Origin of the sequence: uncultured Ruegeria sp. (assembly GCF_947500045.1) — a bacterium.
Taxonomy (GTDB): Bacteria; Pseudomonadota; Alphaproteobacteria; order Rhodobacterales; family Rhodobacteraceae; genus Ruegeria.
On the sequence record NZ_CANMQQ010000012.1, the window covers coordinates 1 to 18,188 of the forward strand.

General features: G+C 57.3%; 16 protein-coding genes. 7 read left to right on the forward strand and 9 right to left on the reverse strand.

The features are described from left to right. Positions 1-341: 341 nt before the first annotated feature. The 3 genes from katG to Q1B46_RS17410 all read right to left on the reverse strand — a co-directional run bounded on the left by katG (position 342) and on the right by Q1B46_RS17410 (position 4,921). Positions 342-2,543, reverse strand: a complete 2,202-nt coding sequence (katG, locus tag Q1B46_RS17400; protein ID WP_299949959.1) for a catalase/peroxidase HPI — start codon at positions 2,541-2,543, stop codon at positions 342-344. A gap of 490 nt (positions 2,544-3,033) precedes the next feature. Continuing rightward, positions 3,034-4,017, reverse strand: a complete 984-nt coding sequence (locus Q1B46_RS17405) for a glycosyltransferase (protein ID WP_299949961.1) — start codon at positions 4,015-4,017, stop codon at positions 3,034-3,036. A 46-nt stretch (positions 4,018-4,063) separates the two neighbouring features. Then, complete coding sequence (locus tag Q1B46_RS17410) at positions 4,064-4,921, reverse strand: SDR family oxidoreductase (RefSeq protein WP_299949963.1); 858 nt, start codon at positions 4,919-4,921, stop codon at positions 4,064-4,066. Between the two features lie 88 nt (positions 4,922-5,009). Between Q1B46_RS17410 and Q1B46_RS17415 the strand changes: the two genes are divergently transcribed. Continuing rightward, a complete protein-coding gene (locus Q1B46_RS17415; RefSeq protein ID WP_299949966.1) occupies positions 5,010-5,642 on the forward strand; it encodes a class I SAM-dependent methyltransferase in 633 nt (210 codons plus the stop codon). Between the two features lie 137 nt (positions 5,643-5,779). Here the strand turns inward: Q1B46_RS17415 and Q1B46_RS17420 are convergent, their stop codons facing one another. Beyond that, positions 5,780-6,535, reverse strand: coding sequence for a class II aldolase and adducin N-terminal domain-containing protein (locus Q1B46_RS17420; protein WP_299949968.1), 756 nt, complete (start codon positions 6,533-6,535; stop codon positions 5,780-5,782). Positions 6,536-6,786: 251 nt separating this feature from the next. Between Q1B46_RS17420 and ade the strand changes: the two genes are divergently transcribed. From ade to msrA, 6 genes are all read left to right on the forward strand, one after another. Beyond that, entirely contained in the window at positions 6,787-8,589 is a 1,803-nt protein-coding gene (ade, locus tag Q1B46_RS17425) for an adenine deaminase (protein ID WP_299949970.1), read from the forward strand. Continuing rightward, on the forward strand, positions 8,586-10,049 hold the full coding sequence (locus Q1B46_RS17430; RefSeq protein ID WP_299949972.1) for an AMP nucleosidase: 1,464 nt from the start codon (positions 8,586-8,588) through the stop codon (positions 10,047-10,049). Before ade ends, Q1B46_RS17430 begins: the two co-directional genes overlap by 4 nt. Before the next feature lie 130 nt (positions 10,050-10,179). Beyond that, positions 10,180-10,467, forward strand: coding sequence for an HU family DNA-binding protein (locus Q1B46_RS17435; protein WP_299949974.1), 288 nt, complete (start codon positions 10,180-10,182; stop codon positions 10,465-10,467). Positions 10,468-10,578: 111 nt separating this feature from the next. Continuing rightward, the gene (locus Q1B46_RS17440; RefSeq protein WP_299949976.1) at positions 10,579-11,457 is read left to right on the forward strand and encodes a DMT family transporter; all 879 of its coding nucleotides are present in this window, start codon (positions 10,579-10,581) and stop codon (positions 11,455-11,457) included. A gap of 95 nt (positions 11,458-11,552) precedes the next feature. Further along, on the forward strand, positions 11,553-11,999 hold the full coding sequence (gene msrB / locus Q1B46_RS17445; protein WP_299949978.1) for a peptide-methionine (R)-S-oxide reductase MsrB: 447 nt from the start codon (positions 11,553-11,555) through the stop codon (positions 11,997-11,999). Then, the gene (gene msrA, locus Q1B46_RS17450) at positions 11,999-12,511 is read left to right on the forward strand and encodes a peptide-methionine (S)-S-oxide reductase MsrA (protein WP_299949979.1); all 513 of its coding nucleotides are present in this window, start codon (positions 11,999-12,001) and stop codon (positions 12,509-12,511) included. The genes msrB and msrA overlap by 1 nt, the downstream gene beginning before the upstream one ends. 22 nt (positions 12,512-12,533) lie before the next feature. Here msrA and Q1B46_RS17455 read toward each other — a convergent pair whose 3' ends face one another. From Q1B46_RS17455 to Q1B46_RS17475, 5 genes are all read right to left on the reverse strand, one after another. Beyond that, the gene (locus Q1B46_RS17455; RefSeq protein WP_299949981.1) at positions 12,534-14,537 is read right to left on the reverse strand and encodes a hydantoinase/oxoprolinase family protein; all 2,004 of its coding nucleotides are present in this window, start codon (positions 14,535-14,537) and stop codon (positions 12,534-12,536) included. A 61-nt stretch (positions 14,538-14,598) separates the two neighbouring features. Further along, on the reverse strand, positions 14,599-15,636 hold the full coding sequence (gene queG / locus Q1B46_RS17460) for a tRNA epoxyqueuosine(34) reductase QueG (RefSeq protein ID WP_299949983.1): 1,038 nt from the start codon (positions 15,634-15,636) through the stop codon (positions 14,599-14,601). Positions 15,637-15,714: 78 nt separating this feature from the next. Beyond that, a complete protein-coding gene (locus tag Q1B46_RS17465; RefSeq protein WP_299949985.1) occupies positions 15,715-16,380 on the reverse strand; it encodes a glutathione S-transferase family protein in 666 nt (221 codons plus the stop codon). 58 nt (positions 16,381-16,438) lie between these two features. Continuing rightward, entirely contained in the window at positions 16,439-17,179 is a 741-nt protein-coding gene (mtgA, locus tag Q1B46_RS17470; protein WP_299949987.1) for a monofunctional biosynthetic peptidoglycan transglycosylase, read from the reverse strand. Between the two features lie 38 nt (positions 17,180-17,217). Then, positions 17,218-18,168 carry a Hint domain-containing protein gene (locus tag Q1B46_RS17475; RefSeq protein WP_299949989.1) on the reverse strand — a complete coding sequence of 317 codons (951 nt, stop codon included), beginning with the start codon at positions 18,166-18,168 and terminating at the stop codon, positions 17,218-17,220. Positions 18,169-18,188: the final 20 nt, after the last annotated feature.

Sequence of the window (18,188 nt, forward strand, 5' to 3'; positions counted from 1 at the left end):
GATGCCCACCGTCTCTCCGATGCGTCTCAACCGTCTCTCCGGCCCGTCTCCAGCACCTCACCAGCGCCGGTGAAGGGGTATTTACGGATTAGGTCTGAGACCTGCAACCCCCATTCTGAAAAAACTTCACATTTCCCATCAGATTCTTCATCACCTTAATAAAAACAACAGGTTACCTTAACAATTCAGGCTTTCACCTGCTTCCTCATGCTTATGGAACACCCTAGGAAAGCTCAAATTCGAGCATTCAGGCGGAATCGCGACCTGCACCTCAGACTCAGCCATAGAAAACGCCGCCAAGGTTTCCCGAGGCGGCGTCATTCTGTGAGTGGTCAGTGTGTTTAGTTCAGATCGAAACGATCCGCATTCATCACCTTATTCCAGGCCGAGATGAAATCGCAGACGAACTTACCACCCGCATCGGCCTGACCATAGACCTCGACCAGCGCGCGCAGTTGCGAGTTCGAACCAAATACCAGATCCATGCGGGTGCCGGTCCACTTCACGTCTCCGCTGGCGCGGTCGCGACCTTCATAGACACCGTCACCAGATGGTTTCCATTCGGTGCCCATATCCAGCAGGTTCACGAAGAAGTCGGTGCTGAGTGCGCCCACGCGGTCAGTGAACACGCCATGAGAGGTACCGCCGAAGTTTGTGCCCAGCACACGCATCCCGCCGACAAGCGCAGTCATCTCAGGTGCGGACAGCGTCAGCAGTTGCGCCTTGTCGACCAGCAGAGCCTCGGCCGGAACCGAATACTCCTTACGCAGGTAGTTGCGGAAGCCATCTGCGATGGGTTCCATCACAGCGAAGGAATCGACATCCGTCTGCTCTTGCGAAGCATCGGTACGGCCCGGTGCAAAGGGCACGTCAACCTCATGACCCGCCGCCTTGGCTGCCTGTTCGATGGCTGCAGCGCCACCCAGAACAATGACATCAGCCAATGAGACCTTCTTCCCGCCGGACTGGGCGTCATTAAACGCTGTCTGAACGCCTTCCAGCGCATCCAATGCCTTTGAGAGTTTCAGAGGCTCATTGACATCCCAGTCCTTCTGCGGGGCCAGACGTACGCGGGCGCCGTTGGCACCGCCACGCATGTCCGAACCCCGGTAGGTCGAGGCCGAAGCCCATGCGGTCGATACCAGCTCTGAAACCGAAAGCCCGGTCGCTAGGATCTTGGCCTTCAGGTCGGCCACATCTGCATCATCGATCAACGCGTGATCTACGGCTGGTACGTTGTCCTGCCACAGCAGTTCTTCGGCAGGCGCTTCAGCACCCAGATAGCGTGAGCGGGGGCCCATGTCGCGGTGGGTCAGCTTGAACCAGGCGCGAGCGAAGGCATCCGCGAACTCTTCCGGGCTTTCGTGGAACCGCTTTGAGATGGGCCCATAGATCGGATCCATGCGCATCGCCATGTCGGCGGTGGTCATCATAGTCTTGACCTTTTTGGACGGATCATGCGCCACCGGTGCCATGTCTTCGTCTTTCACGCCGACCGGTTCCCAGATCCATGCCCCCGAAGGGCTTTTGGTCAGGTTCCAGTCATAACCGAACAGCAGGTCGAAATAACCGTTGTCCCATTTGATCGGGTTCGCCGTCCACGCGCCTTCGATGCCGCTGGTGGTGGTGTCATCACCTTTGCCACTGCCGAGCTTGTTGATCCAGCCAAATCCCATGGCCTCGATCGGGGCAGCTTCGGGTTCGGGGCCGACCAGATCGGGATCACCCGCGCCGTGTGCCTTACCGAAAGTGTGGCCACCTGCAACCAGCGCCACGGTTTCTTCGTCATTCATTGCCATCCGGCCAAACGTGTCACGGATGTCACGACCAGAGGCCAGAATGTCAGGCTGACCATCGGGGCCTTCCGGGTTCACATAGATCAGACCCATCTGTACGGCAGCCAGCGGGTTTTCCAGATCACGTTCGCCCGAATACCGGCTGTGCGGGTTCTCGGTCGGAGCCAACCATTCGGTTTCAGCGCCCCAATAGATGTCTTCTTCGGGCGCCCAGATATCTTCGCGACCGCCTGAGAAGCCAAAGGTTTTGCCGCCCATGGATTCGATCGCGCAGTTGCCCGCCAGAATATACAGGTCAGCCCATGAAATCTGATTGCCGTATTTCTGCTTGATCGGCCACAGCAGACGGCGCGCCTTGTCCAGGTTGCCGTTATCGGGCCAACTGTTCAGTGGTGCAAAACGCTGATTACCGGTCGAAGCGCCACCACGACCATCCGCCGTTCGATAGGTACCGGCGCTGTGCCACGCCATCCGGATAAACAGACCGCCATAGTGCCCATAGTCCGCTGGCCACCAATCCTGCGAGTCGGTCATCAGCGCATAGAGGTCTTCTTTCAGCGCCTGCAAGTCGAGCTTCTTGAACTCTTCCGCGTAATCGAACGTCTCACCCATCGGGTTCGAGGCAGGTCCACGTTGGTGAAGGATCGAAAGGTTCAGCTGGTTCGGCCACCAATCCCGGTTGGTCCGGGCCTCGGCGCCATGCATTACTGGGCATTTGCCCGTGTTGGGGGTGTCACTTCCGTCCATATCGATCTCCAGTCCTGGCTAGATGTGTGCGTCGTGTGGTTAAATCTGAAACGAGAAACAGCGGTCTTGAGTGTCTTTGCGTCCATTATCAGATTGGGCGATGCGCGTGATCACGCAGGTCCGCCCTGCTCTCAATCTGGGAAATGGCATTAACGACTCGTTCTTTCTGTTTGGATGTAGACTTAGCAAATCCAATCCATTTGGATAAGTTTTGTTTTTCGATGAAAGCGATAGTCATAGGCTATCATCAGGCCCTCCAGATGCAGCCGCTTCCGCCCAGCTTTGTCCGATGCTAAGGAACTGTCGCGACCATATTCTTGTGTTAGGCCCCCACTCCAGATCACAGATGTGAAAAAAGTGAGAGCTTCGCCCGTGGGATCGTAGGAATGAGCGGTTGCTGCCAATCACCCAAACGTAGGCCCCGAGGCCAAAGTGAGCCTGTTGGTTGTGGTTGAACGCAAGGAATACGCACCGGTCCGTCAACGCAGGTTCAGTGGCCGCTGACTTTCTTGTAGAGCGCCGACTTATATCCAAACGGGATACCCAATACACCGACCAGCCATCCGGCAGTTCGGGCGATCTGGATAAACCGTCGATCCGGCTGAAACGGCAACAACAGGATTGCCCCCAGCAGAGCCACCAAGCGCAGCGGGGCGCTTAGAAAACCCAAAACAGCCCGCTTTGGCTTTTGATCAAGCTTGCGACGCATATGGGTGTTGGATTGATCGCGCCCGCGGGCGGCCTGGTACCAGAATGACAGGCGCTCGGGCGGAATGGTCTCATACACAAACGCGTCGGGCACCCAGCCGACAGGCAATCCGGCGGCAACAGTTTCGGCATAGAACTTTGCGTCCGTCCCGCCTGTCATCCGCATCGTTTCATCGAACCAAAGACCGGTTTCGCTGAACAGGCGTGTCTCGCCCAGCCAGTTATTGGTCACAATGGTCACGCCGCCCGTATCGTTCAGGGTGGCTTTCTTCGCGGCCGCGTTTTCCTTATCAAGGTAACGGTTGCTGATGTTACGTAACATCAGCCGCTGCAACGCGGTTTCCTGACCCGTTGGCCCTGCTGCACGAAGCGGCGCACCCAGCAACACGGCGGAGCTGGCGCGATATCCAGCGACAAGCTGTTCAAGCCAGTCGGGTGCTACCACTTCATCATCATCCACAAAGCACAGCAGATCCGAGCCGTTCTGCAACGCTTCGCGTGCTGCGCGGTTGCGCCCAAATGGGATACCCAACTCGGTCTCAAGGACGTAGTCCAGAGCTGCTCCATTGGGTAAAACGTCGCCCGCTGCCCGCACGGTTTCTTCGCTGAGCGCTGCGCTGTCGTTTTCCACCACCAAACATCGAACTGTGCAATCGGGCGGCAGCTTCATTTCTCCCCAGCTCTGGATCAAAGCGGCCAGCATTCCGGGCCTCTGCCGGGTCAGGGTCGAAACGGTGATCTTCAGCGGGGCAGAGCGATCCTTCATCGAACCCCCATACATCCCGCATTGGTTTCTTGGCAAGCAACGGCACTCACGATGTGCCGCCCTGATGCTGCATCAGCGCCTCAAGCCCAACACGGTAATTCGGATAGGCTAACGAGACCCCCAGCTCATCCTTGATCCGGTCATTTCGGACGCGTTTGTTTTCATTATAAAAACTACGCGCCATTGGGGTCAGGTCAGCCTCATCGAATGGAACTGCAGGCGGCAGTGGCAGGCCCTGTAACTCGGCAGCATAGCCGATCACATCCTGCGGCGGCACGGGCTCGTCATCGCAGACATTGTAGATCGCCCCCGGATTGGGCTTAGCCATCGATGCGGTCAGAACCTGCGCAATATCATCGACATGGATGCGCGAAAATACCTGCCCCGGCTTGATGATCCGCCGCAAACCGCCGCGCTTGAGCTTCGAAAATGGTCCGCGTCCAGGCCCATATATTCCCGCCAAACGGAATATGTGCAGCTTTAAACCCGGAATATCGCCCCATTGCGTTTCGGCACGCACACGCCACCGACCGCGTTTGGCAGTTGGTGCAGGTGGCGTGGACTCATCCACCCACTCTCCCTGATGATCACCGTAGACCGCTGTGGTTGACAGATACCCGACCCATTTGAATTGCTCGGCGCGCGCGGCAATTTCGCCCTGCAGTTCTGCCAGTACAGGATCGCCATCGGCTGTGGGCGCGGTCGAAATCAGAAGATGCGTCACCCCATCCAGATCAGGTTGGTCGCCCGGCCAGACACAAGGCTCTGCGCCTGAGGCGCGAATAATCTCAAGCTGTCTTGGGTCACGGGTGGTTCCAATGATGCGCCACGCCAAAGGGGCGAGACGTTTCGATATCGCTCGGGCGGAATAGCCATGGCCGAAGGAAAAAAGTGTCGGTGTCATGTCCCCTTTGATGATCCGCCCGGCCCAAGGATGCAAGCGCCGGATGGACGCACTTGATTCGAATCCTCTGATGCGCATTCATTGATGCATGAGCAAAAAGACACCCGACCTGCACGCCGCCTATTCTCTGAAATCGCCTGAAGAGAACAAGCAACTCTATGCCGAATGGGCCGGGGATTACGATGAGGGTTTTGCAGCGCTGGAGGACTATCAACTCCACCACCATACAGCACGCGCGTTCGTTGGTGCGGGCGGGCAAGGGCCAGTTCTGGATGTGGGCGCAGGCACCGGGCTGTGCGGAGCGATTCTGGCCGGTTTGGGCGTGGGTCCGATTGATGCCACCGATATCAGCGCCGAGATGCTGGATCAGGCGATGCGCAAAGATATCTACCGCGATGCGATCGAGGCCGATCTGAATCACGGCCTGCCGGTCTCGCGCGCCAGTTATGCGGGCGTTGTCTCCTCCGGAACATTCACCCATGGCCATTTGGGGCCTGAAACCTTGCCAGCGTTACTGCGCGTCGCGCGGCCAGGCGCGCAATTCGCCTTGTCAATCAATGAAAAACACTTTGAGGCACTGGGATTCGCCGGCGCGTTCCGTAGTCTCGAAGTGGATCAGATCAGCAATCTGTCGTTCACCGAGGTCCGGATTTATGGCGAGTTGGCCGCTGGACCCAACAAAGATGATGTCGCTTTGATCGCGCTGTTCGAAAAGAGGTGAATTATGCCGTCACCTTCAACACAAACAGAGGATCAATAATATAAGCGGCACCCAAGCCTATTTGTACCAATTCTGGACAGCCGCAGGGCGCACAAGCTCATGGCCTCTGCGCCATGGCTGAAGCACCAAAGGCGCGATCAGGTTGCATAGTCCGAGCCTTCGGCATCCAGAACAGCCCTGATCTCGCGCAAATGCGCTTCGGCCTGACCGGGGTAGTCATCAAGCTCTTGTGCGGTTTTCTCGGCGATCTCGTCAGATAGAAGGCGCAAAGGCTGCCCGGTTTGAAGTGCGCGAATGTATGTCTCTGCCGCGCGTTCGAAATAATAGAGTCTATTAAAGGCATCTGCCGCGCTGTCGCCAATTACAAGAACCCCATGATTGCCCATGATCATGACCTTCTTCTTCGGGTCCGATAGCATCGAGGCACAGCGTTCGCCTTCGCTTTCAAATGCCAGGCCTCCAAACGCGTCATCGATCACATAACGATTGAAGAAGGTAGCAGTGTTCTGATCAATCGGCGGCAGCGTGCTGTCCGCCAGCGCGGCCAGAACAGTTGCAAAGATCGAATGCACGTGCATCACACAGCGCGCATGGTGGCAATGGCGATGGATTGAACCGTGTAGCCCCCATGCCGTTGGGTCCGGCGCACCGGGCTGATCCATAACGCCTGTATCATTGGCATCCAACAACAGCAGATTGGACGCTTTGATGCGCGCGAAATGCATTTGGTTGGCATTCATGAGGAACTGCGTCCCATCTGCGTTCACAGCCAAGCTGAAATGGTTGGCCACACCTTCATGCATGTTGAGACGCTCAGTCCAGCGGAAGGCTGCGGCCATGTCCACACGCTCGGACCAATGATCGATGTTGGGGCGCAAGTTGGAGACGCTCATGCAGGGTTCCTTCGTGAGTTGATCGAGTCGTTGGTGGAAGCCTGCCTTCATGGCCTAAGTTTGACCACCAAAAAACGCGCATGGTTCAATGGTAATGCAAATGGCTCCCGCCCATCGTCAATGCCCTATGGGCATCTCTTCTGGTTGGGCGTGGCAGCGCTGACGCGCTGCAATTGACAGGATTTGTGATGATTTCATGATGCGTTGCCGGCGGGGGTTGCACCTTCCGCCGCATTCGGGAAAGTTGGGCCATGGAATACACTCCCTTCCCCAGTTGGCCCGATACCGCCCCACATCTCATCGCAGTTGCTGCCGGCCGCGAACCTGCTGATACAGTGATCCGCAACGGCATTTGGGTGAATGTACATAGCCGGGAAGCCTTGCCAGATCATGACGTCGCCATCGCAGCAGGGCGCGTGGCATTCGTAGGGCCGGACGCATCGCATTGTATCGGTCCTGACACACAGATCATCGAGGCACGCGGGCGCTATATGGTCCCCGGATTATGCGACGCACATATGCATATCGAATCGGGTATGTTGACACCTGCCGAGTTTGCACGCGCGGTCATTCCGCATGGCACCACATCCATGTTCACCGACCCGCATGAGATCGCCAATGTGCTTGGGCTTGAAGGCGTGCGCCTGATGCATGACGAAGCGCTGATGCAGCCGGTGAATATCTTCACCCAAATGCCATCATGCGCGCCCTCGGCACCTGGGCTTGAGACCACCGGATATGAGATCACCGCCGAAGATGTGGCTGAGGCAATGTCCTGGCCCGGCATCATCGGGCTGGGAGAGATGATGAACTTTCCTGGCGTTATTCACGGCGACGCAAAAATGTTAGCCGAAATTGCGGCCACTCAGCGGGCGGGAAAAACAGTCGGAGGGCACTACGCTTCGCCTGATTTAGGGCCTGATTTCGCGGCCTATGTCGCAGGCGGCCCGGCAGATGATCATGAAGGCACCTGCGAGGCGGATGCTATCGCACGCGTCCGGCAGGGGATGCGGTCGATGATGCGATTGGGATCCGCCTGGTATGATGTGGAAAGCCAGATCACCGCTGTTACCGAGAAGGGGCTGGACCCGAGGAACTTCATCCTGTGCACCGATGATTGCCATTCCGGCACTTTGGTCAATGAGGGCCATATGAACCGCGTGGTGCGCCATGCGATTGCCTGCGGATGCGATCCTCTGGTCGCGCTCCAAATGGCGACGATCAACACGGCCACTCATTTTGGGCTAGAGCGCGAGATCGGTTCGATCACACCCGGGCGGCGCGCCGACATTATTCTGAGTTCAGACCTGATCACGTTGCCAATCGAAACCGTCATTGCCCGTGGGCAGGTCGTGGCTGAAAACGGAGCGGTAACGGTTGACTGCCCGCATCTGAACTGGTCTGCAAAGGCCAGAAACACCGTCCATCTGGGCCATGAGCTGACCTCAGCCGATTTCGAAATCGCGGCCCCAACCGGTGCGAACCGTGTCCTGGCCAATGTGATTGGCGTCGTCGAGAATCAAGCTCCGACTCAGGCGCTGAATTCCGAGTTGCCGATCATCGAAGGGCTTGTTGAGGGTGAAGGCGACGTTTGCCAGATCGCGTTGGTTGAGCGCCACCGCGCCACGGGCGGTGTGACAAACGCCTTTGTGTCGGGTTTTGGGTATCAAGGCAAAATGGCCATGGCCTCGACCGTGGCGCATGACAGCCACCATATGATTGTCGTGGGGACTGACCGCGAACAGATGGCACTAGCCGCAAACCGACTGGCCGAAGTGGGTGGCGGCATCACGATCTTCCGGGATGGTGAAGAACTGGCATTGGTAAAATTGCCGATCGCAGGCCTGATGTCGGATAGCCCGGCCTCGGACGTTGCCGCCAAGGCCGAGCAAATGGTCGAGGCGATGAAAGCGTGCGGCTGTCAACTCAACAACGCATATATGCAGCATTCTCTGCTGGCATTGGTCGTGATCCCTGAACTGAGGATTTCCGATCTTGGGCTGGTGGACGTACGCACATTCAAAAAGATTGACCTTCTGGAACCCCTTGCATGACAACAATCAGAACTCCTGACGTTCCCAACCCCGAGAAGTTTACCGACCCGCAGGCAGCCGTCGCGCGATTGGAAGAGCTTTATACGCAGGCTACAAAATTCCTGTGCGATCAATTTGCCAATGCACTCAAAAACGGCACTCCGACCGAGAGATACCGCGCGTTCTATCCGGAAATCCGGATCAGAACCTCTTCTTATGCGCAGGTAGATAGCCGGCTTAGCTTTGGTCATGTATCCGAACCGGGCACGCACGCAACAACCGTCACCCGGCCTGATCTGTTTCGGTCATATCTGACCCAGCAAATTGCGCTGTTGATAAAGAACCACGACCAGCCGGTGACAATCGGTGCCTCGGAAACACCGATCCCGGTGCACTTCGCCGTTGCGAACAACTCGGATCTGGTTGTTCCGCAGCAGGGCGCTGCCGGGTTCACATTGCGTGATGTGTTTGATGTACCTGACCTAAACACAACCAATGATGACATCGTAAATGGCGTCAACGAGCCTGAGAATGATGCAGAGCCTCTTGCGCTGTTCACGGCCCAGCGCGTGGACTATTCTCTGGCGCGATTGTCGCACTATACCGCGACAGACCCAGGCCATTTCCAGAACCACGTTCTGTTCACCAACTATCAGTTTTATGTCTCGGAGTTTGAAAACTATGCGCGGGCTCAGTTGGCCGATCCCGATAGCGGTTACACCAGCTTTGTCTCGACCGGGAATGTCGAGATCACGGAAGCCAACGCTGATCTGGAACAGCCTCTGAAGCTGCCGCAGATGCCGACTTATCACCTGAAACGCGCGGATGGGTCTGGAATCACGTTGGTCAATATCGGCGTTGGTCCGTCGAATGCCAAAACGGCGACCGACCATATTGCGGTCCTGCGCCCGCATGCTTGGTTGATGGTTGGGCATTGCGCCGGGCTGCGCAACACGCAGGCGCTGGGGGATTTCGTGCTGGCCCATGCATATCTGCGCGAAGATAAAGTTCTGGATGACGACCTTCCGGTCTGGGTGCCTATCCCGCCGCTTGCCGAAGTGCAGGTTGCGCTTGAGCAAGCTGTGGCTGAAGTCACCGAACTTGAAGGATACGAACTAAAGCGGATCATGCGCACGGGCACAGTCGCTTCGGTCGATAACCGCAACTGGGAACTGCGCGATCAATCTGGTCCCGTACAGCGGCTCAGCCAATCGCGCGCGATCGCGCTGGATATGGAAAGCGCAACCATTGCCGCCAACGGCTACAGGTTCCGGGTGCCCTATGGCACATTGCTATGTGTTTCAGACAAGCCGTTGCACGGCGAATTAAAGCTTCCCGGCATGGCTTCTGCGTTCTATACCACTCAGGTCAGTCGTCATTTGGCGATCGGAATCCGGGCGATGGAGCACCTTCGCGGCATGCCGCTAGAGCGTTTACACAGCCGGAAATTGCGTTCGTTTGACGAAACGGCCTTTCTCTGAAGCAAAAAAGCAACGAATTCCCCCTATTTTTGGGGTTTTTGGTGCTACTATTCGTTGTGTTCGGACACAATATCCCGTTACAGTTACGCGGTGAGGCCCTATAGATCGGGCACGTTAAGGAGACCAAGAAATGGCAAAGCCTATGACAAAGACTCAGCTGGTGGCTGCTCTCGCTGAGGAAATGGGAACTGACAAGAAATCCGCAAACGTCGCGTTGGAGGCCATGACTGGCCTGATCACACGCGAAGTTTCGGCTGGTGGCGCCGTCACCCTGCCTGGCGTTGGCAAAATCTACTGCCGCGAACGCCCCGAGCGTATGGTGCGCAACCCTGCGACCGGCGAGCAGTTCAAGAAAGAAGCCGACAAGGTGGTCAAAATGACTATCGCGAAGGCTCTGAAGGATAGCGTCAACGGCTAATCCGCCGAAGATTGATCACAAGATCGAAGGGGTCGCCATCGGGCGGCCCCTTTTCCTTGCGGTGGTCGCAAAAACCGGTGACAGTCGCCCCGATTTACTAAGGATACCAATATGGACGTGCGCGCCATCGCCATGGGGCTTGTCTTTGCCCTGATCTGGTCATCGGCATTTACCTCGGCACGTATCATTGTCGCCGATGCTTCACCGCTGTTCTCGCTGGCGCTACGCTTTCTGATTTCCGGCCTGCTGGGAGTGGTGATTGCGCGCGCAATGGGCCAAAGCTGGAACCTGACGCGCGCGCAATGGCGTGCGACCATTCTATTCGGAATATGCCAAAATGCCCTTTATTTGGGCCTGAACTTTTACGCCATGCAGACGGTCGAGGCATCGATGGCCGCAATTATCGCGTCGACCATGCCGTTGCTTGTCGCGCTGGCCGGATGGCTATTGCTTGGTGATCGGCTGCGTCCACTTGGCGTCATGGGGCTGTGTGCTGGTTTTGCGGGCGTCGCCTTGATCATGGGCAGCCGGATTGGGGCTGGTATCGACCTGTTTGGCATCATGCTCTGCGGGTTCGGGGCGCTGGCACTGACATTCGCCACGTTGGCGGTGCGGGGGGCGACATCGGGCGGGAATTTCATGATGGTGGTCGGGCTGCAAATGCTGGTGGGATCAGCGGCGCTGTTTCTCGCCGCGCCGATCTTTGAAACGATCTATATCCACCCCACCCTCCCCTTTGTGCTGGCCTTTACTTACACCACACTCTTCCCTGGCCTGTTGGCCACGCTGATCTGGTTCCTGCTGCTGAACCGCATCGGTCCCATTCGCGCGGCCACCTTCCACTTTCTCAATCCGGTATTTGGCGTCACCATCGCCGCCATATTACTGGGCGAAAAACTCGGGCCATTGGATGCGGTTGGCGTTGTGATCACCACGTTGGGTATTCTGGCCGTGCAACTGTCGCGCCAACCCGTCGCCAAACCGGCCTAAAGTCACGCACGTATGCGCGAGCAGATGTTACAAGGCTTTGCTTTCCCCCACAGAACCCCATCTACTGGATCAAACCCCAAAGAATCGGAGGAGCCATGACCCGCTATTCCAAATCTCCCGAGGCTGTCGCCGCCCTGTCACCGGAAGAGTTCCACGTCACCCAACGCAGCGGAACCGAACGCCCGGGCACCGGCAAACACCTGAATAACAAGGAGCCGGGCATTTACGTTGATATCGTCTCAGGCGAGCCGTTGTTCGCTTCGACGCATAAATACGAATCCGGCTGCGGCTGGCCCAGTTTCACAAAGCCCATCGTGCATGAACATGTGGAAGAGTATCGCGACTCCACACTTGGAATGATCCGCACCGAGGTCCGCTCGAAACACGGCGACAGTCATCTAGGCCATGTGTTCCCCGATGGTCCGCGCGAACATGGTGGGCTACGATATTGCATCAACTCTGCCTCGCTGCGGTTCATCCATCGTGATGAGATGGAAGCCGAAGGCTATGGCGAATACCTGATCCATGTGGAGGATATCTGATGACCGATGAACGCGCCGTTCTGGCCGGAGGCTGCTTTTGGGGCATGCAGGACCTGATCCGCAAATTGCCCGGCGTCTTGCGCACCCGCGTCGGCTATACCGGGGGTGATCTGCCCAATGCCACCTATCGCAACCATGGCACCCATGCCGAGGGGATCGAGATCTGGTTCAACCCAACTCAGATCACGTATCGAGAACTGTTGGAGTTCTTCTTCCAGATCCACGACCCTACCACTGTGAACCGTCAGGGCAATGACCGCGGCATGAGCTATCGCTCGGCGATCTACTATGTGGACAACGCCCAGAAACAGATGGCCGAAGACACAATTGCCGATGTAAATGCCAGCGGTATCTGGCCCGGCAAAGTGGTGACCGAGGTTGAGCCCGTTGGCGATTTCTGGGAGGCCGAGCCCGAGCATCAGGATTATCTGGAGCGTATCCCCAACGGTTATACCTGCCACTTTCCGCGCGCGGACTGGGTTCTGCCAAAGCGATCCAGCGCGGCAGAATAATAGTTCCGGTAGCCCCCCGGGGCTACCCGACCGCTACCCGTGGGCGTCCGCTGGCCTCAACCGTGATCAACGCTTCGACGAATACCTCTTGCGCTTCGATTTTTGCGGTCCGGATGTCGCGGTCGACTGTTACACGAATATCCTCGGCACCCGCTTCGCGTACGGCACCTTCGGCTTCACCACGCAATACTGTTTCCAGGACCTGCAGTGCAGCGTGCGAATCCGAGAAATCTTGCGGCCCTTCCTCCAGATGCACCCGATAGCGACCCTCTGCCGGAGACGTAACTGTGCCAGATTTGCGCAAGGTCATCCGCCCCACAATCGCACCGATCGCATTTGCAACGCCAGCGTGTTCTGGCAGGATCATATTGCAGCGCAGCCGCATACCTACTGCCGGGTAATAGCTCGGCGCTGAGGCTCCCAATCCCACTACATCGACGTTCAACGCTGTATCCAACGCGATCAAGCCTCGATGTTCGGCAAGGCCACGATGCGTTAGCACGTGCCTGGCCAATTCCTGCGCTGGAAGCCCGAAACTGTCAGATTCCTCGGCAAAAGCAGTCTCTAACAAAGTCAATGAGGTCTGTTCGGTCAATTGATCCACGATCATATGCGCCAGAGCCTCAGGCGATTTCGCTAACTGCTCACCAGATCCCACCCGCTTGCGCGCCATCAGCTGCAACGCCTTTTGCGCCGCCTCACCGTCCCAGTCATCCAGTCGTTCAAGAACATGGCTGGCATCCGATGGCGTAACGCCAGACACCTGCACAACTCCACGATCTACCAGGCGGGTCAGCGCGCCGTTTTCCATGCGCGTTTGCAACAGTTTGTTCAGCGCCAAAACCCCATCGCCCAGCCGGGCCAGTAAGGCAGCTTCACGAGGGCTCACACCCTCGACAGGGATACCGGGCACCCGTCGTGCGAAACGGGTATCATGCTCGCCAACAGTCGGCGCGCGCAATTGTTCATCCAATCCAGCGTGAACCACCTCCGGCGCTTCGGACGCGATCAATGAAACCGGAAGCACCCGACGCGGGCCAAGAAAAACACCGCCCCCCAACCCTTCGGTCAAGACATGCACCTGGCTGTCTCCGCCAAGGCCGTGGGTCCGCATCGCGACGGCCTCGACCATGGTGCGAAAACCGCCAACCCGAGCGCCTACAGGATCGATAGCAGGCCTACCTTCTCGGATCAAAGCCACATCGGTGGTCGTACCACCAATGTCCGAGACCAAAGCGTTTTCGGCACCAGTCAGCCAACGCGCGCCAACAATCGACGCAGCCGGTCCGCTGAGAATTGTCTCGATTGGCCGCGCACGCGCTTGTTCGGCACTCATTAACGCCCCGTCCCCGCGCACCACCATCATCGGCGCCGAGATACCCAGCTCTTGCAACTGGTCCTGCGCCCGCCCGATCAACCGATCAATCATGCCAATCAGCCGCGCATTCAACACCGCAGTCACAGCCCGCTTGGGCCCATTCAATTTAGCCGACAAATGATGCGAGCATGTCACTGGAATATTGGTTCTTTCAGCAATCACGCGTGCCACTTCCAGTTCATGCGCCGGGTTTCGCGTGGCGAACTGCGCCGCGACCGCATAACCCGATACCCCTTCATGAGAGCCTAAAAAAGCCTCAAGCGCGGCAATATCCAACGATTCTTTCTCGCCACCCGCATGATTGTGCCCCCCTGCCAAAACCAACGCAGGGTCACCTTTCAGCGCATCCCGCAACCCGTGCTTTTCAAGATCACCTTCTCGAAACCCGACATAGATCAGCGCAATACGCCCGCCCTGCCCCTCGACCAGCGCGTTGGTGGCCAATGTGGTCGATAGCGATGCTAACCCGATCTGATCAGGCGCAATCTGGGCTTCTTCCAGCACAGCCGAGATCGCCCGACCCACACCAATCGCCAAATCCGCCCGAGTGGTCAGGGACTTGGCCGAGGCAATAACCTCGCGCTCATCCCGGACCAACACCGCATCTGTGTAGGTTCCGCCCGTATCTACCCCCAAAGCCAGCGCCATCGGCTCCTCCATCCGTTCGCAGAATCGGGTGTAGCGTTTTCACACGGCGCGTCCAGCCCGTTTACGACAACCTATCGACCGCCCAGCGCGCAGCATCGGCTACAGTCTGATCAGGATCCTCGGTCAAATTCTGCGCGACAGGAAGCAAAGAGGTTTGCGCGGAATTCCCAATCGCATAAAGCACATTGCGAACAAACCGATCCCGCCCGATCCGCTTGATGGGCGAACCGGAAAACATCGCACGAAACGCCGTATCATCCAGCACCGCCAAATCTGCAAGTGCAGGCGCTTTCAATTCGTCCCGCGCCGCATAGCGAAGATCGCTGGCCGCAACCGCAAACTTGTTCCACGGACACGCGGCAAGACAATCATCGCAGCCATATATCCGGTTGCCCAGCAGAGCCCGCAAATCTTCATCAACCGGGCCCTTATGCTCGATGGTCAAATATGAAATGCAGCGCCGCGCATCCAACTGATACGGCGCCGGGAACGCATCCGTCGGACAGGCGGTCAAACAAGCCCTACATGATCCACAATGATCAACCTCAGCGCCATCTACGGGCAAGTCCAATGTCGTAAAAACAGAGCCTAAGAAGGCCCAGTTTCCCCAATCCTGGCTGACCAGATTGGTATGCTTGCCCTGCCAGCCCAACCCGGCCGCGTGGCCCAGTGCCTTCTCTGGCACAGGCGCAGTGTCTACAAACACCTTCACCTCGCCCCCACCCTTGGCAATGAGCCAGCGCGCCAGTCGTTTCAGGCGCTTCTTGACCAGATCATGATAATCCTTGTTCTGCGCATAAACCGAAATCGCCCCTAATTCAGGATGCGCCAACACCTCTGTCGGATCATGTTCGGGCGTGTAGCTCTCGGCCAGCATGATCACGGATCGCGCCTCTGGCCACAGCACTGATGGATCGCCCCGCCAATGGCTCCGCTCGGCCATCCAGGCCATTTGTCCATGAAACCCGGCGTTCAGAAACGCCTCCAACCGTTCGGGAACCTGCGGCACATCCCATGGGCGGCATACCCGGCACGCGACGAACCCCTCTGTCAGGGCCTGCTCCACCAACTGCTCTTTTAGATCCAATCCGCTCTTCATCTGGCCACAAATACCTTCGGGGGTGAATTGGCCCATAGGGCCAAGAGGGGGCAGACAGCCCCCTTTACGCCCACCTTATCAGAAATCCAGATCCGCGTAGTGCGGCGGCGGCCGAAATCCCGAAATCTGATCCGCCAAAATTGACCTGAACGCCGGACGAGACTTGATCTTGGCATACCAGTCCTTCACCGCCGCGCTGCGATTCCAATCCACGTCCGAGATATAATCCAACGCCGACAGATGCGCTGCGGCAGCAAAATCAGCCAACGTCATCTGATCGCCGGCAAGCCAGCGGCGATGGTCCAGCAGCCAGGCCATATAATCCAGATGATACTTGATCGCCCGCGCGCCTTCCTTGATGTTTTTGCTGTCCGGATAACCCTGCCCGATCACTTTCTTGTTCACCCGCTCATACAGCAGCTTTGAAGTGACCTCATGATGGAACTTATCGTCGAACCAACCAACAAGGCGCCTGACTTCATAGCGTGCCTCGGGCTTTTTGGGCATCAAAGGTGGCTCTGGACGGGTTTCTTCGATATATTCACAGATCGCGACGCTTTCTGCCATGATCTGACCATCCAGTCGCAACACCGGTACCTTGCCAGCGGGGTTTCGTCTCAGAAAATCCGGATCCTGTTCCCAATATCGTTCTTCGACCAGTTCAACCTCTATCTTCTTTTCAGCCAAAGACAGGCGAACCTTGCGGCAATAGGGTGAGAGGGGAACGTGAAACAGACGCGCCATGGGCTTCCAATCGAACCAGAGAGTACCCTTCAGCTTTAGCCTCTGAGGGGCTTGGGTTTCAATCCTCGAAACACGCGGCGCGCCCATCTGCGCGGATGGTGGCCGCCCCGTCCAGAATCGAGGCCGCGCGCCTGCGGGTTCGGGCAGAGGGATCTGTAACCGACCTTTTGCGCGGTGACGGGAGAATTGCCGCCAATCGCGCCGCCTGTACCGGGGACATCTTCGCCGCGCTTACCCCGTAATATTTCTGTGCAGCCGCCTCTACCCCGAACACCCCCTGCCCGGTCTCTGCCACGTTCAGATAAACCTCAAGGATGCGTTGTTTGCTCCAGACGATTTCGACAATTGGGGTTATCGAAGTTTCAAGCGCCTTGCGTACCCAGCTCCGCCCCTGCCAGAGGAAGACATTCTTCACCACCTGCTGTGTTATGGTCGAAGCCCCACGAGAGCTTCCGTCTTCCAGCGCGTCCCGGATGGCTTCGACATCGAATCCCCAATGCAGGCAAAAATTCGCATCCTCGGCCGCCACTGCGGATCGCGCCATGACCGGAGAGATCTCTTCAATCGAGACCCAGTCGCGCTCGACCTTTCCCAGCCGCCGCCATTCCGACCAGATTGTATGTGTAATCGGAGGATTCACGACCGCGTAAATCAGGATCAACGCCAAAAACACAGCGACAATACCCAGAACAACACGCAGAACCCATCGCCGAATCCGCGCGATGAGACCTGTTGATTTTTTTGACCTGGACGCCTTGTTTTTCTTACCGCGTGAATTGCGCGCTGCCTTCTTTGCCATGCCTTGCTATACGCCGCACCGGGCGCCTTTGAAACGGATTATTTTGCCAGCATCCGCCCGTCGCGTGGTCGAATAACTGGACGCACTGTTTTGATGGCTGCGTCGCCACGCGCCTTCAACTCTGGGAACAACGCGTAAATCTCTGCCTGAGTGCGTCGTTCGGACCGCGTTAATGCATGGCCCGGATAATAGCTTTCGCTTTTGGCACCGTTGGCAACCACGATCTCATGTCGTCTGAACAGAAGATGGATGTATTCCACCTCTCCGCCTTCGACACGCGTCACCGTTTTTCCGTTCACAAGGCAATGTGCGGCGATCAAAACCTCGTCATGGCCATAGAGATACGGCGCGCGCCAATCGTCGATCAACATCCGATGCTGAGGGGAAACCAGCAGTGGCTGGGTCAGCCCGAACATTCCAGATTCGAACCTGATCGGGGCAAACTTTCCTGTGGCGGCAACCGACTTGCGCCCGATCCAAAGCAAGGGTTTTGCTCCGCTATCGGCAGTTGTCACCAGATCCCCGGGCTTGAGGTCCTCGATCAAACGAGGGCCATCAGGTGTCGCGATCAGCGTACCAGGAGTAAAACAGGGTGGCCCAAGATCGCCATTGTCGATGTCGACCGAGCCAAAGGACCCACCGTTATCGCTGAAATCGGTGACAGAGGAAGACACGAACGTGCCTTGCTGCAGAACCGATCCATCGGTGGGTGTAAATACTTCCCGCCCGTCGGCAAGATAGAACGTGACGCCGGTATAAGTGACCTCGGTGCCGTCCGGCAGTTCGATCGTAACAACATCATCAAAGTAGGACGCGGTGATATCGGACCCATCGACAGAGTCATCGTTCAACCGGTTGATCAGGTCATCGTCGTTCTGATCGACGATGTCAAAAACCTCAACGTTCAGTGTGGTTCCGACCACTGTACCGTTCGCCCCAGGATTCGCTGGGTCGAGCACAAAAAACTGGTCCGTATGGGTCGTAGGCACCTGATAACTCCGCTTCACTC

Excerpts from the sequence above, each read along its gene's own strand:
- Q1B46_RS17455 (WP_299949981.1), bottom strand. The coding sequence starts at position 14,537 with ATGGCGCTGGCTTTGGGGGTAGATACGGGCGGAACCTACACAGATGCG.
- katG (WP_299949959.1), bottom strand. The coding sequence starts at position 2,543 with ATGGACGGAAGTGACACCCCCAACACGGGCAAATGCCCAGTAATGCAT.
- msrA (WP_299949979.1), top strand. The coding sequence starts at position 11,999 with ATGACCGATGAACGCGCCGTTCTGGCCGGAGGCTGCTTTTGGGGCATG.
- Q1B46_RS17430 (WP_299949972.1), top strand. The coding sequence starts at position 8,586 with ATGACAACAATCAGAACTCCTGACGTTCCCAACCCCGAGAAGTTTACC.
- Q1B46_RS17465 (WP_299949985.1), bottom strand. The coding sequence starts at position 16,380 with ATGGCGCGTCTGTTTCACGTTCCCCTCTCACCCTATTGCCGCAAGGTT.
- Q1B46_RS17410 (WP_299949963.1), bottom strand. The coding sequence starts at position 4,921 with ATGACACCGACACTTTTTTCCTTCGGCCATGGCTATTCCGCCCGAGCG.
- Q1B46_RS17440 (WP_299949976.1), top strand. The coding sequence starts at position 10,579 with ATGGACGTGCGCGCCATCGCCATGGGGCTTGTCTTTGCCCTGATCTGG.
- queG (WP_299949983.1), bottom strand. The coding sequence starts at position 15,636 with ATGAAGAGCGGATTGGATCTAAAAGAGCAGTTGGTGGAGCAGGCCCTG.
- Q1B46_RS17435 (WP_299949974.1), top strand. The coding sequence starts at position 10,180 with ATGGCAAAGCCTATGACAAAGACTCAGCTGGTGGCTGCTCTCGCTGAG.
- ade (WP_299949970.1), top strand. The coding sequence starts at position 6,787 with ATGGAATACACTCCCTTCCCCAGTTGGCCCGATACCGCCCCACATCTC.
- msrB (WP_299949978.1), top strand. The coding sequence starts at position 11,553 with ATGACCCGCTATTCCAAATCTCCCGAGGCTGTCGCCGCCCTGTCACCG.
- mtgA (WP_299949987.1), bottom strand. The coding sequence starts at position 17,179 with ATGGCAAAGAAGGCAGCGCGCAATTCACGCGGTAAGAAAAACAAGGCG.
- Q1B46_RS17415 (WP_299949966.1), top strand. The coding sequence starts at position 5,010 with ATGAGCAAAAAGACACCCGACCTGCACGCCGCCTATTCTCTGAAATCG.
- Q1B46_RS17405 (WP_299949961.1), bottom strand. The coding sequence starts at position 4,017 with ATGAAGGATCGCTCTGCCCCGCTGAAGATCACCGTTTCGACCCTGACC.
- Q1B46_RS17420 (WP_299949968.1), bottom strand. The coding sequence starts at position 6,535 with ATGAGCGTCTCCAACTTGCGCCCCAACATCGATCATTGGTCCGAGCGT.